Annotated in this window: 10 protein-coding genes and 1 pseudogene; 2 read left to right on the top strand and 9 right to left on the bottom strand. The window is 66.5% G+C overall.

Features of this window, described 5'->3' with window-relative positions:
- Positions 1-348 precede the first annotated feature (348 nt).
- Complete coding sequence (locus tag DYE07_RS08845; protein ID WP_115296786.1) at positions 349-1,749, bottom strand: LssY C-terminal domain-containing protein; 1,401 nt, start codon at positions 1,747-1,749, stop codon at positions 349-351.
- Positions 1,750-2,005: 256 nt separating this feature from the next.
- Between DYE07_RS08845 and DYE07_RS08840 the strand changes: the two genes are divergently transcribed.
- Positions 2,006-2,647: a hypothetical protein gene (locus tag DYE07_RS08840; RefSeq protein ID WP_006945172.1), complete on the top strand. Its 642-nt coding sequence runs from the start codon at positions 2,006-2,008 to the stop codon at positions 2,645-2,647.
- 123 nt (positions 2,648-2,770) lie between these two features.
- On the opposite strand, the gene DYE07_RS08835 is transcribed toward DYE07_RS08840, so the two are convergent.
- Complete coding sequence (locus DYE07_RS08835) at positions 2,771-4,060, bottom strand: polysaccharide deacetylase family protein (RefSeq protein WP_115296785.1); 1,290 nt, start codon at positions 4,058-4,060, stop codon at positions 2,771-2,773.
- A 2-nt stretch (positions 4,061-4,062) separates the two neighbouring features.
- A complete protein-coding gene (locus DYE07_RS08830; protein WP_337905406.1) occupies positions 4,063-4,596 on the bottom strand; it encodes a hypothetical protein in 534 nt (177 codons plus the stop codon).
- 49 nt (positions 4,597-4,645) lie between these two features.
- Between DYE07_RS08830 and DYE07_RS08825 the strand changes: the two genes are divergently transcribed.
- Positions 4,646-5,305 (top strand): hypothetical protein, encoded by a 660-nt coding sequence (locus DYE07_RS08825; protein WP_115296784.1) that lies wholly within the window; start codon positions 4,646-4,648, stop codon positions 5,303-5,305.
- 74 nt (positions 5,306-5,379) lie between these two features.
- Here DYE07_RS08825 and DYE07_RS08820 read toward each other — a convergent pair whose 3' ends face one another.
- The 6 genes and pseudogenes from DYE07_RS08820 to DYE07_RS08795 form a co-directional block, all read right to left on the bottom strand.
- Complete coding sequence (locus DYE07_RS08820) at positions 5,380-7,803, bottom strand: HAD-IC family P-type ATPase (RefSeq protein WP_115296783.1); 2,424 nt, start codon at positions 7,801-7,803, stop codon at positions 5,380-5,382.
- Positions 7,804-7,935: 132 nt separating this feature from the next.
- Entirely contained in the window at positions 7,936-8,535 is a 600-nt protein-coding gene (locus DYE07_RS08815) for a sunset domain-containing protein (RefSeq protein ID WP_038566091.1), read from the bottom strand.
- Between the two features lie 176 nt (positions 8,536-8,711).
- Positions 8,712-9,812 carry an alpha/beta hydrolase gene (locus DYE07_RS08810; protein ID WP_115296782.1) on the bottom strand — a complete coding sequence of 367 codons (1,101 nt, stop codon included), beginning with the start codon at positions 9,810-9,812 and terminating at the stop codon, positions 8,712-8,714.
- A gap of 482 nt (positions 9,813-10,294) precedes the next feature.
- Positions 10,295-10,588, bottom strand: coding sequence for a hypothetical protein (locus DYE07_RS08805; RefSeq protein ID WP_115296781.1), 294 nt, complete (start codon positions 10,586-10,588; stop codon positions 10,295-10,297).
- Positions 10,589-11,910: 1,322 nt separating this feature from the next.
- Positions 11,911-13,090 (bottom strand): annotated as a pseudogene (locus tag DYE07_RS08800) (IS30 family transposase).
- Between the two features lie 164 nt (positions 13,091-13,254).
- Positions 13,255-14,489 (bottom strand): IS3 family transposase gene (locus DYE07_RS08795; RefSeq protein ID WP_237723833.1). Its coding sequence is split into 2 segments (ribosomal slippage): positions 13,255-14,207 and positions 14,207-14,489, totalling 1,236 coding nucleotides; the frame shifts between segments, so codons are not numbered across the junction.
- Positions 14,490-14,502 lie beyond the last annotated feature (13 nt).

The raw sequence follows: 14,502 nt of genomic DNA, 5'->3' as shown, positions 1-14,502 counted from the left end.
TACGCAACGGCGATCTACGTCCACCTCTGCGAATTTCGTCCACCTTCGCGACTCATGGCCACATCGGCGGTTCTTGGTCACATTCACCCCTGAGCGAAGCGCAGGCTGCCCCGGCGCGACGCCCGTCGCGCCGGGGCAGCCGTAGACGTCAGGAGAGGTCGGCGAGGATCCGCTCGGCGAGGGCGCCGGTCGACTGCGGGTTCTGACCCGTGTAGAGGTTGCCATCGGCCCCTGAGGTCGCGGGTCGTACCGTGAGGGCATCGAGCAGACCCTCGCTGACTGACCGGGCGAGCGAGTCTGTCAGCCACGAGCAGAGCACGAGCGCGTTTCACGTGAAACACCACACCGTCAGGCCGCGGCGCCCTCACCCTCGACGAGGCCCTGCTCGACCCAATCGCGCGCCGACAGGCTCGTCAGCGCATAGACGACGAGCAGGTCGACGGAGAGGGACAGCAACGCGCCGAACGTCGGCCGCGTGCCCTGCAGGTACTGCCACATCTGGCTCGCCTGCGACAGGGTGACGAGAGCGATCATGATGAGTCGCGCCCACACCCCGCCGAAGAACGTGCGGTACGCGAGCCACAGGATCGGCACATACGTCAATACCCCGATCCACAGGGCGACGTTCGTCGGCAACTCGGCCGGAACGTCGCCGAGGACGTCCCGGCCGTTCGGCCCCAGAACACCGTCGCCGCCCCAGACGAGCGCCGCCATCGACACGAGGGCAGAGGCCACCGCGAGCACGCAGGCCGCGACGATCGATGGCGGGCGACGCCCCACCGTGCCGAGCACCTGCCCGTCCTCGCTGGCGCCGTACACCGTCGCGCCCGGGGCGACGGCAACGGCGGTGAGGTCGACGACGGGCAGGTCGCCGTCCGTCATCACTGCGTCGCCGCCGCCGTTGCGGCTGTGGTAGCCGCTCGTGAAGTCGTGGAGCATCTCGACGCTGACGGCCGGATCGGCGTCCGTCACCGTGCGCAGCACGTGGTCGCGTTCGGTGTCGATGTCGCGGGCGATACGGTGCGTGACCTGCAGCGTGAAGAACGACAGGCCGACGCCGGAGTCGAACGTGCCCGACGCGAGCCAATCGACCCGCCGGCCGCCGGGCAGCAACCACTCGTCGGGCGTCGGCCAGAACCGTACGTGGTGACGTTGCGACGGGTTGCCGTCCACCTCCTGCTGGTAGGCGAACTCCTGCGTGCGCCGAAACAGCACGAGCGGGCTGACGGGCGCCTCGGCGTAGCTGCGGCGCAGCAGCGACGACACGACGATGCGGACGCTCGACCCGAGCGTCACCGGGTCGGCCTTGACCCACCCGGCGCGCGTCATCGTCTCGTGGATCTGCTGTTCGTCGCCGATGAATGCGAGGTTGAGGGGATCGCCGAGGCGCCCGTCCGTCGTACGGCTGCAGCCGATGAAGTAGTCGGGCACGTAGATCGTCGTGAGGACGCGGTGCAACCGTGGCAGCGCCAGGTAGGCCATGACGGCCCAGAACCCGACGAGCAACAGGAGCAGCGACCACGACCACGTCGCCTCGCGTAGCAGCAGCACGGCGAAGACGAACGAGCAGATCATGACGGCGAAGAAGAAGACGTTCTCCAGCCATGCCAGCCCGAGATGCCGGCCGAGGCCGCCCATCATGACGACCGGCTCAGCGGCCTCACCCGCGCCGGATTCGCGGACCGGGGCCAGGGCGCGCGAGGGGTCGGTGCTCGCGCGTGTCTCGCTCGAGCGTCGGTCGCGTTCCATGGTCCTCCCACCCGTCACGACCCCCTCCGGACGAGGGTGCGCACCCCATTGTCCCCCGCGTTCGCCCCGCATCCCGGCCGGCGGCGTGGCGGTGGCCGTTGCGGTTGGCGACCGAACGCCGGGAGGCCGAACGCCGACGCGCCCACCGTCGGCTGTCGAAGTTCTCGGCTCGAGCTCTCGTGTTCCACGTCACACACGGCAATACTGAAGAAGGAGGTGTGTCCAACACGCACCGACTCGAGAACAGGAAAATGCCATGAACCGTTTTGTCCGCACCACATGCTTGACGACGTTCGCCGGAGCCGCCCTGTTCAGCGCCCCCGCCTACGCAGCCCCTACGGCCGGGCCCGGCGTGTCGGCGACTCCCAGCATCACCTACACGACCGACGGCACCACCGTCGCATTCAACTTCAACCTCAAGGGCACGCAGCACCATGCCAACGGGCCGGATCACACGACGACTCGTACCCCTGGCCCCATGTCCATGAGTGTCGACTTCGGTGACGGCAAAGGCCGTACCGGCGGTGATTCCGGCGTCCTGCAGTGCACCTCGAAGGGCGTCTCGCCACTCAACTTCTCGTCTCCTTACCAGTACCGCTACACCAAGCCCGGCACATACAAGGTGAAGCTCGACTTCTGGTACTGCGGTGACGCCAACAACTCCCACGTCACGAAGACCGTCGACGTGAAGATCGGCGCGTCGGCGCAGCCCGTGCCCACGCCGTCCAAGCCGGGAACCCCCGGCGGCACGACGACGGGTTCGACCACCGTGGGCCCGAAGGTGCAGACCGACATGACGCACGAGGGCAGCTCGACGAACACGACCGCTGCGTTCGCGGGCGGCGCGCTTCTCGCCGCAGCGGGCGGCACGCTCGTCGTTCGCCGTCGCACCCGATGACGGATCCGGCGAGCGGCCAGTCGTGCTGGCGGCCCTCGCCGACACCCCGCAGCGGAACGGCCCGAACCTCACGAGAGGTTCGGGCCGTTCCGCGTGTACCCAGCCGGGGCGCCGGGCAGTGGCTCAGGTGAGTTCGAGGTACTCGTCCCAGCCACCGGGCGGCGTCTCGCCGGGAGCGAGGGCCTGCAGCTTCTTGACGACCTTCGGGTCCTGCGCGTCCATCCAGTCGCACAGCTCACGGAAGGACACCATCTTCGCGTCCTTGTGCGCGGCGACCTTGCGCATGACCTCCTCGACGGCGTCCATGTAGATGCCGCCGTTCCAGCCCTCGAAGTGGTTGCCGATGACGAGCGGAGCGCGGTTGCCCTCGTACGAACGGTTGAACCCGGCCATGTAGGAGTCGACGGCCTGCTTGCGCCACGTCGCGTGCATGGCCGGGTTGCCCTTCGTCACCTTCGACTGGTTGAACATGATGTTGTAGTCCATCGACAGCACCTGGAAGCGCGTGCCGGCCAGCGGGATGGACTGCAGGCTCATGTCCCACAGGCCCTTGTCCTTCTTCGGCCACATCTGCAGCGTGCTCTTGCTCGTGTCGTAGCGCCATCCGAGCTTTGAGGCCTCGGTGCGCAGGTTGTCGCCGCCCTCGAGGCAGGGCGTGCGTCCGCCGATGAGTTCCTTGTCGTAGTCGAACGGCAGCGGCGGCAGGTCGTGGAATCCGGTGTTGGTCCGCCAGTTCGCGACGAACGAGCGGGCCTGATCGATCTCGCTGCCCCAGTCGCTCGGCGACCACGTCGAGCCACCCGTCGGGCCGCAGAAGTGGCCGTTGAAGTGGGTACCGATCTCGTGGCCCTCAGTCCACGACTCACCGATGCCCTTGATCGTCGCGTGGACGCAGTCATCGGGCAGGAAGTTGATGTCGGTCGCACCAGGCTTGTGGTGCGGCGCATGGTAGAGCGTCTTCTTGCTCTCGGGCAGGAAGTAGATGCCGGAGAGGAACAGCGTCATGTGCGCGCCGGTTTCACGTGAAACCTTGCGGAAGCGCGACAGCAACGGGTTGTCGACGAGCTCGGCCGCACCGTCCCACGACACGACGACGAACTGCGGCGGCACGTCGCCCTTCTTGAGCTTCTTGGGCTTGTAGAGCCCCGGCTGCGGGCCGGTGTCGCTCATCGAGCCGTCGCCGATCGTCTTGCCCTGCGGGCTCGCCGACGACGCCGACGCCTTGGCCGAGCTGTCGGCCTTGACGCCCTTGCCGGAGCCGTCCGACTTCGACGACGTGCTGCATGCGGCGAGCGCCCACACGCCCGCGCCGCTCAGCACGGTGCGGCGCGCCACCGCAGCCTTCGACAGCGTCTTCGCGGTGCCGTCGTCGCCTCGTCCATCGTTCGTCGTTCCGTTGCCGTCAGCGGCCATGCTCACGTGTTCCTCCCGTTTGCCCCCGGTGTTCTTGTCTGCCGTTCCACAGTACGCGGGACCCCTGACGAGCGCCCAAGTCGACGCGCCGGACGGTGCGTCAGAGCAGGTCCTCCATCGCACAGCAGAGCACCTCGACGGCCGTCGCCCGCGCGCGGCAGGTCGACATCGGCACCTGGCCGAAAACGGCCTCGCGCGACGGGGCTGCGGTTCAGCGCCCGGGTCGCGTGCTCGTCCCAGGTGACGTCGACGAACCAGGCGCCGTCAGCCTCGACGACCGCGCGCACGCGACCGAAAGCGCACACCTCTTGGCGCACGGCGAGATAGGCCCAGATGACGTCCCCCGCCCGCATCGTGCGGTAGCCACTGCGCAGGCACCAGCGTTCGAGTGGCTGCGAGCGCCCGATGGCAGCCCACACCGCCGTGGCGTCCGAGCGGGTGCGCCAGTCGTCGGGCTGGTGCTCGGCGTGCGCTGCGGGGTTGATGGGCAGCAACCAGTGGGCGTCCGAGCGCGACGGCGTGGCTACGGAATCCATACTCGTCAGCTTTCCACGCCGCCGCGGTGTTCCGCCTAGTCTCGCTGGCATGACCGTGAATCACCTCACCGACGAGGATTTCCTGGCTCTCTACGGCAGGTGGGCGCCGCTGACCCCGAGTGACGTCAAGCACTTCTTCGCGAGCTACCCCGGCTTGTGGTGGATCGCCGGGGGCTGGGCCATCGAGGCCTTCACGGGTGCATCACGCGAACACGACGACATCGATCCGTCCGTACTGCGTAATGACCTGCCCCTGCTTCGACGTCATCTCGCAGGACGCCTGCACGCCTGGGCCGCCGCGGCGGGTTCATTGACCCCACTGCTTCCCGACGTCGACGCGGATGGCGCGCCTGACGACGTCCTCCCGCGCGGGTGCGGGCAGATCTGGGCGAGGCCGGATGCCGCGAGCGCCTGGGAGTACGACATCCTGCTCAGCCCGGGGAGCGAGCAAGAGTGGGTCTACAAACGCGATTCCCGCCTTCGCCTCCCGATGACGCGAGCCCTGTGGGAGCGAGACGGCGTGCGTTACCTCCGGCCGGAACTGCAACTGCTCTTGAAATCGCGCGGGTTACGCGACAAGGACGAGCGCGACTTCACCGTCACGGCGCCACTGCTCGAGCGTTCGACACGAGAATGGCTGCGGGATGCCCTGACGCTTACCGAACCGAACCACCCCTGGATCGCTCGGCTGGACGATCTCGACGCGTGATGTCGTACGGCTCGCGGTGATCCTTGCCCGAGATCGCGTCGGGAACGACGCGATCTCGGGCAAGGTCATCACGTTCAGCCGTGCACCGCGGGCGCCTGGCCCTGACGTCGCGCCACCACGCGGTGCACACTCTCGAGCGCCGCGACGCCGACGAGCGCGCAGGCAGCCGCGATCGCCATCCTCGACAGGTTCGTCGGGTCGAGCGAGAACCAGCGACGGGTGAACGGCAGCAGGAACATCGGGACGTAGGCGAGGAAGCACACCGTCACGAGCGCGAGACGCAGGCGGTCGAGCGGACGCGCGACGATGACGAGCACCCACCAGCTGCACGCGATGAGCGTCGTGAGCGTCGCCGTCGCAATCTGGGTGTGCCCGGCGCCGAACCCTGCGTCGGTGACGGCGTCCGCACCGCCACCCTGGCCGTGGCGCACGAGCAGGTAGCACGCGAGCGTGACGGCGGCGATGACGAGCCCCGACGGAATCGCGAACCGCATGACGCGCGGCACGAATCCGCTGCGCGCTCGTTCGCTGTTGGGCAGCAGTGACAGCACGAACGAAGGAACGCCGATCGTGAACCAGGCGGCGATCGTCAGGTGGATCGGCTCGAACGGGTACGCGAGCGAGGGCGTGTGGAACAGGTGCGCCCCGAGCCCGAGCAGGCCGATGACGAGGGCGAGCGTCACCGCGTAGATCGTCTTCGTGAGGAACAGGTGAGCGACGCGTTCGATGTTGCCGATGACGCGGCGGCCCTCGGCGACGACGTGCGGCAGCGTCGCGAACTTGTTGTCGAGCAGGACGATCTGGGCGACGGCGCGTGTCGCGTCGCTGCCGGAGCCCATGGCGACGCCGACGTCCGCGTCCTTGAGGGCGAGGACGTCGTTGACGCCGTCACCGGTCATCGCGACGATGTGGTCGCGGCTGTGCAGCGCCCGCACCATCGCGCGCTTGCCGTCGGGCTTGACGCGCCCGAACACGACGCCCTTGTCGAGCGCGTCGGCGAGTTCGGCTGTGTCCGTGGGCAACTTGCGTGCGTCGAGCGCCTGGTCGGCCTCGCCGAGGCCGAGGGATTCGGCGACGGCGCCGACGCTGCGCGCGTTGTCGCCGGAGATGACCTTCACCTCGACCCCCTGGTCGTGGAAGTACTCGAGCGTCTTCGCGGCGTCGGGGCGCACCTTCTGCGCGAGCACGACGAGGGCGCGCGGCGTCAGCTCGCCGGGCGCGCCGTCGGCGTCGACGCGCGTCTCCGCCTCGGCGAGCAGCAGAACGCGAGCGCCGCTCGCGCCGACCTCGGTCGCGCGCTCACCGTCGGCGCTATCGGGGTCGAGCAGGATGTCGGCGGCACCCATGACCCAGTTGCCGTGCCCGGCGAACGAGACGCCCGACCACTTCGTCGCGGAACTGAACGGCGCCCGCGCCTCGACGCCCCAACCCGGCGCATCGCCGAACGCGTCCTTGACGGCGAGCATCGTCGCGTTCGGGTGCTCGTCGGCGTGCGCGAGGGCGGCGAGTGCCTCCTTCGCACTGCCCTCGTCGGTGTCACCGAGCGGTTCGACGCGTTCGAGCGTCATGCCCGGCTCGGTCAGGGTGCCCGTCTTGTCGGCGCAGACGACATCGACGCGCGCGAGGCCCTCGATCGCTGGCAGCTCGTTGACGAGGCACTGACGGCGCCCGAGGCGGATGACGCCGACGGCGAACGCGACGGACGTCAGCAGCACGAGGCCCTCGGGCACCATCGGGGTCAGTGCGGCCACCATGCCGAGGACGGCCTGCTTCCAGTCGTCGCGCGCGAGCAGCAGCTGGTTGACGATCGTGATGAGGCCGGCGGGGATGAGCAGGTAGGTGATGACCTTGAGGATGCTGTCGATGCCGCTGCGCAGTTCGGAGCGCACGAGCGTGAATTCGCCGGCGTCGGCCGTGAGCTTGGCGGCGTACGAATCTCCGCCGACGGCGGTGGCGCGCATCAGCCCCGAGCCCGCGACGACGAAGCTGCCGGAGCGCAGGTCGTCGTCGCTGCGCTTGTCGATCGGGTCTGATTCACCCGTCAGCAGTGACTCGTCGACGTCGAGGTGATCGGCGCGCACGACGACACCGTCGACGGCGATCTGCGAACCGGACGACAGCTCGACGATGTCGCCGGTGACGATGTCCGTCGTCGGTATCTTCTTCGCCTCGCCGTCGCGCCGGACCGTCACCTCGGCCGTGTTGACGATGCTGAGCTGCTTCAGCGTGTGACGGGCGCGCAGCTCCTGCGCGATGCCGACGATGCTGTTGATGACGATGGCGAGCCCGAACAGCGCGTTGCGCAGCGAGCCCGTCGCGACGACGAGGGCCACGAGGATCGCGAAGATCGCGTTGATGCGTGTGAACAGGTTCGCTCGCACGATCTGCCACGTCGAGCGCATGCCGTCGTCAGGGGCGTGGTTGACCTCCCCGCGACGCGTCAGTTCCTCCACCTCGGCTGTGCTCAGGCCCGCCTCGTGCTGTTCCCGCTCTCCCATCGACCCATTGTCTCGTGACGGCCTCCCCCGCGTGGCGCGAGGGCCGGGCCGAGCCTCAGGGTGGCGGGTCACGCACAGGTAGGCGGGCAGCTGCGCGCCTACCTGTGAGTGACCCGCCATCAAGGGATGCGATCAGATCTTCGACGCGCGATACCCCGCCTTGATCGCGGCAGCCGGCGTCGAGAAGCACATCTCGGGGTGCGTCTTCGCGTAGAAGCGCTGGCCGGGCCTGTGGAAGATGTGGCTCGACGCATTGCCCTTGATCGGCGCCCAACTGGGGCAGTTGACGCTGCCCTTCGGCATGACGATGGCGCTGCCGCGCGATGGCGCGGGGGCCGTCACCTTGACGTAGACACGCGTCGAGGTCGAGGCCTTGTTCGTCGACGTCGCCTTGAGCTGAACGCTCCAGTATCCGCTCGCCTGCGGGGCCATCGACGTCGCGAAGTTGCCGCGCGCATCGGCCTTCAGCGTGCGCTGCGCGGTGTTCGGGGCAGAACCGTCAGCGTCGAAGAACACGACGACAGACGCACCCGGAGTCGCCGTCCAGGTCTTCGCCAGCTTCTGCGCCTGGCCCTTGAGCGTGATGCTCGAGCCCTTCGTGACCGTCGTCGGTGTCACCGCAAGGTTCGCGACGCGCGTCGTGACGGTCGCCGCGGCCAGGGCGGGCGTGGCGGTGAAGGCGGTGGCGGCGGCGAGCGTCGTCGCGCCGGCCAGGGCGAGGGCACGGTTCATCTGGGCGTTTCCTTCGAGGTGGGAGGGGTGACGGCGGTCGGCACGTCGCCCGCCGATCCTAGAGGTCATTGCGCTTTCAAGTTCTTGCTTTGCCCGAATCTCACCGCTGGGCCGCCTGCCTCGTCGAACGGGGGCTGCTTTCGTGGACACCGGCGACGGGCCACGTCGTCTGCCGGTCAGCGCCCCATGTAGGTGCTGAGCCACGCGAACGCATCGGGCATGACGCGCTGGTACGTGCCGAAGTTGTGGCCGCCGCCGTCGACGACCTCGAACTTCGTCGTGAGGGGTGCCCGCGCAATCGCCATGAACGCGCGGGTGTTCTCGATGCCCTCGTCACCACCTTCGGCCTGGCCCATCGTCGCGAAGATCGCGCTGTGGGGAATCGGCAGGTGCTGGATCCGCCACGTCAGGTCGTTCTCCTGTCGCAGCTTCTCCTGCCCACCGAACAACGAACCCGTCATCTCGTCCTCGTGCGGGCTGAAGTATCCGGACAGGCTTGCGGCGGCCGAGAACTGCTCGGGATGCATCAGCGCGAGTTTCGCCGCACAGTAGCCGCCGGTCGAATGCCCCATGGCACCCCAGCCGGTGTCACTCGTGCGCAGCTCCTTCTTGATGAGCGTGGGCACGTCCTTGCTGAAGAACGTCAGCGTCTGCGGGCCGCCCGGCACGTCGACGCATTCGGTGTCGCGGGGCGGCGCGAGCGTCGGCTTCATGAAGACCATGATCATCGGCCGCGCTCGCCCGGCCTTCACCTGCTTTTCGAGTTCGGCGGGGTATCCGAGGCGGTCGACGAGCTGGGGTACGTCACCGGGGTAGCCGGCGATCGTCTCGACGACGGGAAACCTCTCGTTCTCGTGCCCCTTCTGGAAGTACCGAGGCGGCAGGTAGACGAGTGCGTTCGTCGACAGTCTGCTGCTCGGCCCGTGCAACGCGAGGGTGAAGACGCCACCCTTGCTCGGCAGTTCGCCCTTCTTGCTCCACCCCGTCAGCCCCATCGACGCAGGCAAGCCCTCGGCTGCGGGTTCACCGTTGGTCGTGACGGTACGCACGTCACCGGCGGCGCCGAGCAGGTCGTCCCATGAGCCGTAGAACATGCCCCAGTCGTTGACAGCCACCATGACGAGCAGGACGGCGCATAGTTGCGACAGCACCACCGTCACCGTTCGCCTGAGCAGGCGGGGCAGACGAAGCCGGGGACGCTCGCTGATCGCGGCGATCGTGAAGACGACGAAGAGCACCGTGAGCAGTGCGAGCAGGGGCCAACCGGTGAGGGACACGACCGCATCTTCTGTGACGTGGCTGTGAGAACGTCGAGAACGTGAACGCAGAGGGCCTCCCCCACGTATCGGCCACCCGCGCCGGGTCGTGCCTATCAGTCACCGGAGGGCAGAATCGTTGACCTGACGCTTGAACTCGATGCTGAGCGACTCGCCGCCAGCTAAGACGTCCTCTGGGTTCACAGCCATATTTCCTGCTTATGGAACGAGTGGCACACCGTCACTCAAAGTCATGAGCATGGATCGTTCAGCGCTCATCATCAGAGCGGCCGTTCTGCTACATTGGGGACTGCTGCACGATCAGGTGACAGTGGTTAGGCCGCCAGTTCGACTGCTGTGAACACGCCACCCATTTGTGGCGGATCCGCTGAAGGCCTTGGTCGTGTGCCTCTGGGCACTGTTGCGAGGTTGGCCAGTATCGCCACGAGGCGCCTGTAGCGCTACGTGGCCAGCGTGTTCAACGGCGTACCGTTCCCGACCCTTCAGGCACACTTGAGCGGACGTCCATCCAGGGCGGGGTTCGTTGCGCACCACCAGCCGTCGACAAGGCGGCAATCATCGATGGTCATGAACCAGGAGTCGACATGGGTGATTGCGCCATCGTCACCGACGTTGATGCGCACGCCATCCAAAGCAGCGCGTACGGCGATGGCGGCACCGATCAAACAGGACACGAAGTACGCCTCGGCGTTCAGGCCCAAGTCGCCGAGGCTGCTACGCATCATCGTCTCGACGTACTCGGTGGTCGTGGTGTCGCTCGTGGCGGATCCCTTCATCCACGACGAGGCTGACTGCCGGTCGCTTAGGCCATGCGCGAGGCTACCGATGGCCGACTCCCGTCGTGGATGAGGTCGGGGGCAGCTCCGCCGGCCCGCGAAGCACATCTGTGCAACTTTTCTCGACAAACCCTCCCTCGTACGCCTAGTGCGCGGTAGCGTTAGGCATGAAGAAACCTTTCGCAACAATTGCACTCATTTCCGCCACCCTCCTCGGTGCAGCAGGATCGCCATCCGCCCTAGCGGATACTGCACCAAAAATTTCCTCAGAGCCATCTGACGTAATCATGTCAATTCCTGGTGATCACTATGTCGTGGCCACATGGTTCACCAGCAATACCAAATGCCAAAACTAATGGAATTATGATTTCTACACCAAGGATGTCATCAAGAAACTCTACAGTGGACACCTCTGCTCCCCCAATAGCACCGGATGATACACGCTCATTGCTTTCTACAGGTGATCCTCTCGTGAGCCTCTATTCTTCACTCCCCCCGGGCACACCTGTGGTTGCCGTCGGTTGCACCTACAGCGACCCAGAGGGTACGACTCTCAACGCTGGCCCACCCGCCCGAACCATGGGTGAAAGCTGGCGAGCACGCGGCTACGTCTCGCTCGAACCTGGATCCGACGTCCCTACTTTTTCAGATGAATCTATTGAGGTGCAGGGCGTTTGGACCGGTTCTTCAATACGGGTCGAGGCGTGGAGGGAGAGGAGAACAGAAATAAGGACACGCCCTGTCGGAGAGCGACCGCATGCCGACTTTTCTGCTCAGCTGGCCAAGAGCTTATCGGAGTTCGGCGAGGCCGAGGTTTTAGGACATCTAACGGACGCTGCGGATACGAGAAATTTGATTACCGTGGCCCTTCTGACCGACAAGTGGAAGTCCTGGGCGGATCAGTGGAGAGACACGGCTTTCGTTCAGATCCAAGGGTTCATCTCCCCGGATGGCAGTGAGAGGATCTATCCCGAGCAACCGGCGTTGTGATGGAATCTCATGTGAATTGCGTCTACAACTGAAGTTCCGCACGAAGCGCCCCTCGCAGCACAGAGAGGGGCGCTTCGTCATGCCTGGGCGGATCACCTGACTCAGAGCACACGCTGAACACTCCTGAGAACAGGAGCATCGCAACCGAGCACCGGAAATGGGCAGCGCCACCATCGTCCACGAGGCTGGCATGACGGACCAGAGGAGGAATAGCCCTAGCGGGCGCGCCAGATATCGGCCGCGTCGCGTGGGCATGCATCTCCCGGTAAATGCCTACCACGTGAACGAGTCTGGATGTGAGCGAAGATCGCGTAGGTCAAACGAAGGCGGATTCAACCGGTCAACGCACCATTGATGGTGTTCAGGCTATCGGTGAAGGCGTCGTGGGATGAGGCCCAGTCGAGGACTTTGCGGGGCCGTTCGTTGATGCGCGTCGCGATGGTGTCGAGGTCGGTCTGGGTGAAGGAGCGTAGGTCGGCGTTCTTCGCGAGGTACTGACGCAGCAGGCGGTTCGCTGGGGGCACCTCCTGCTTGGAGCGAAGCGCGCGGGGGAGTTTCGTTCGTGCCGCGCTGCCATGGCGAACGGGCGTCACAGAAGAACACTTGCATGCCCAGGGCGTGCGTCACCTGGTCGTGGAAGGCCATTTCCCTGCCGCGATCCCACGTCAACGACCGACGAAACTGCGGCGGCATGTCGGCGAGATTCTCGATGAGAGCGTCCCTGACGGCGTCAGCCTTGTACCCGTTTGGCAGGGCGACGACGCGCACCAGGCGGGTGGAGCGTTCGACGAGGGTGGCCACGGCTGATGGGCGCTGGCCCATGATGAGGTCACCTTCCCAATGGCCGACTTCGGCCCGGTCTTCGACGCTGGTGGGTCGATCGTGGATGGAGGTCATGTTCCGCAACACGCCGCGGCGTTGTCGGGGTTTAGCGACGCGCGCATGGCGTAGGGATCGCCCTGATCGCAGGAGGCTTCCCTGTCGTGGCGCACGGATCTGGCCGGTGTACAGGGCGTGGTAGATCGACTCGTGCGACAACGAATCCTGCTGTTCGCGCCGTAGCCAGTGGGCGATCTGGGTGGGTGACCACCCTCGTTCCAGCTTCGCCGCGACTAGGCTCGACAGCGCCGGGTCGCGGTGGAGGCGTGAGGGTTTCGGGCGGCGCGCGTTGCGCCACGCGCCCGCGTCAGCGCTGGCCGCGCGATAGGTGCCGGGGCCGCCGTGGCGGGCGACTTCGCGGCTGATGCTCGTGTGATGGCGCCCCAGCCGAGCGGCGATGACACGGCACGATAAGCCGGCGGCGAGGCCGCGGGAGATCTCTTCACGTTCACTCAGCGACAGGTGCCGCCGGTTCCGGGCGCGCGGCGGCGGTTTCACTCCGCCATGGCGGCGCAGCAGCGTCCGGACTGGGGTTTGGCTGACGCCGATCGTGCGGGCGATGAGCCTGATCGACTCACCCTTCGCCCACAACGCCCAGACGTTCTCCTGCTGCTCGTTCGACAACCCGGCCATGACACCCACGATCCCCTATCGGTGGTGGTGCGTTGACCGGTTGAACTCGCCTTCGTTTCTGCTACATCTCGGCCAGGCGTGGTTCTGCACGTAGTTGAGCTACCGAATCGTGTAGCAGAACTACGTGCAGAACCATGTGAAGCGCCCTGGGTTTCGTTCCGCGCTTATGTGGTGACGAGGGTGCTCGTGTGGGATTGATCGTAAGCCGCTTCGACCTCGACTGGGGTGCGGTAGTCGAGGGCTTCGTGCAGGCGCTGGTGGTTCCACCAGCTGACCCACTCCAGCGTCGCCAATTCGACCGCCGATGTCGACGGCCACGTCGTGCGTGAGTAGATCAGCTCGGCCTTGTACAAGCCGTTGACCGTCTCAGCCAAGGCGTTATCGTACGAATCGCCTACTGTCCCAACGGAAGGCGCAACGCCGTGCTCGGCCAACGTGTCGGTGTACGCCAGCGAAACGTACTGGACTCCGCGGTCGCTGTGGTGCACGAGCCGTCCGCTCTGACGCGCCGCCGGGGTCGTGGTGATCGCCTGCTGCAACGCGATCAGCGGCAATGCCTGCGTCGTCAGCGATGACGCGACCGACCAGCCCACGATCTTGCGCGTGCACGCATCGGTGATGAACGCCGTGTACGCGAACCCACCGACGGTGCGCACGTACGTGATGTCCGCAACCCACAGCTCGTTCGGCGCCATCGCGTGGAAGTCACGCTCGACCAGGTCCGGGCGGTGATCGGGCAGCTTCGACGCGACGGTCGTGAACGGGTGACGCCCGCGCCGAACACCGTGCAGCCCAGCGACTTTCATGAGCCGGGCGGTCTGATCGCGTCCGATCATCCAGCCCTGGCGGCGCATCGCGTGCCACATCTTGCGCTGGCCGTACACGTCGTAATTCTGCTGGTGGACGCGCCGGATCTCGTCGATGAGGACCTCGTCACGGATCGCTCGCGCGCAGCGCGGGCGGGCTTTCGCTGCCCGGTAGCCGCGCGACGTGATGAACCCACACTCCGTCGCGCCCAGCACGCGACAGATGGACTCGACCCCGAACTGACCCTTGTGTTCGTCGATGAACCGGATCATTTCGTCGTGGGGCGGTCGAGTTCCGCTGCGAAAAAAGCCGATGCTTTCTTCAAGATCTCGTTCGCGCGCCGTGTCTCTGCAAGTTCGCGGCGAAGGCGCCGGTTCTCTTCCTCCAGGGACTCACGTGGCGCTGCCGCGCCCACCATGGCTGGTTGTTCGCCAGCACGGGGCATCCAGTTACGGATGGTCGCCGGCGCGATGCCGGGCGAGGCTCCGACGGCGTCCATCGCGACGCGCTGTGAGCATGCTTCGGCGGAGCGCTTGTCGAGCACCATCCTGACGGCGTGCTCACGCAACTGCTGGTCGTACTTCTTGGGCATGGTCCGATTCTCC

This window comes from Dermacoccus nishinomiyaensis, assembly GCF_900447535.1.
Lineage (GTDB): Bacteria > Actinomycetota > Actinomycetes > Actinomycetales > Dermatophilaceae > Dermacoccus > Dermacoccus nishinomiyaensis.
The sequence above is the reverse complement of the archived record's forward strand: the minus strand, read 5'-3'. Positions and strand labels throughout refer to the sequence as shown.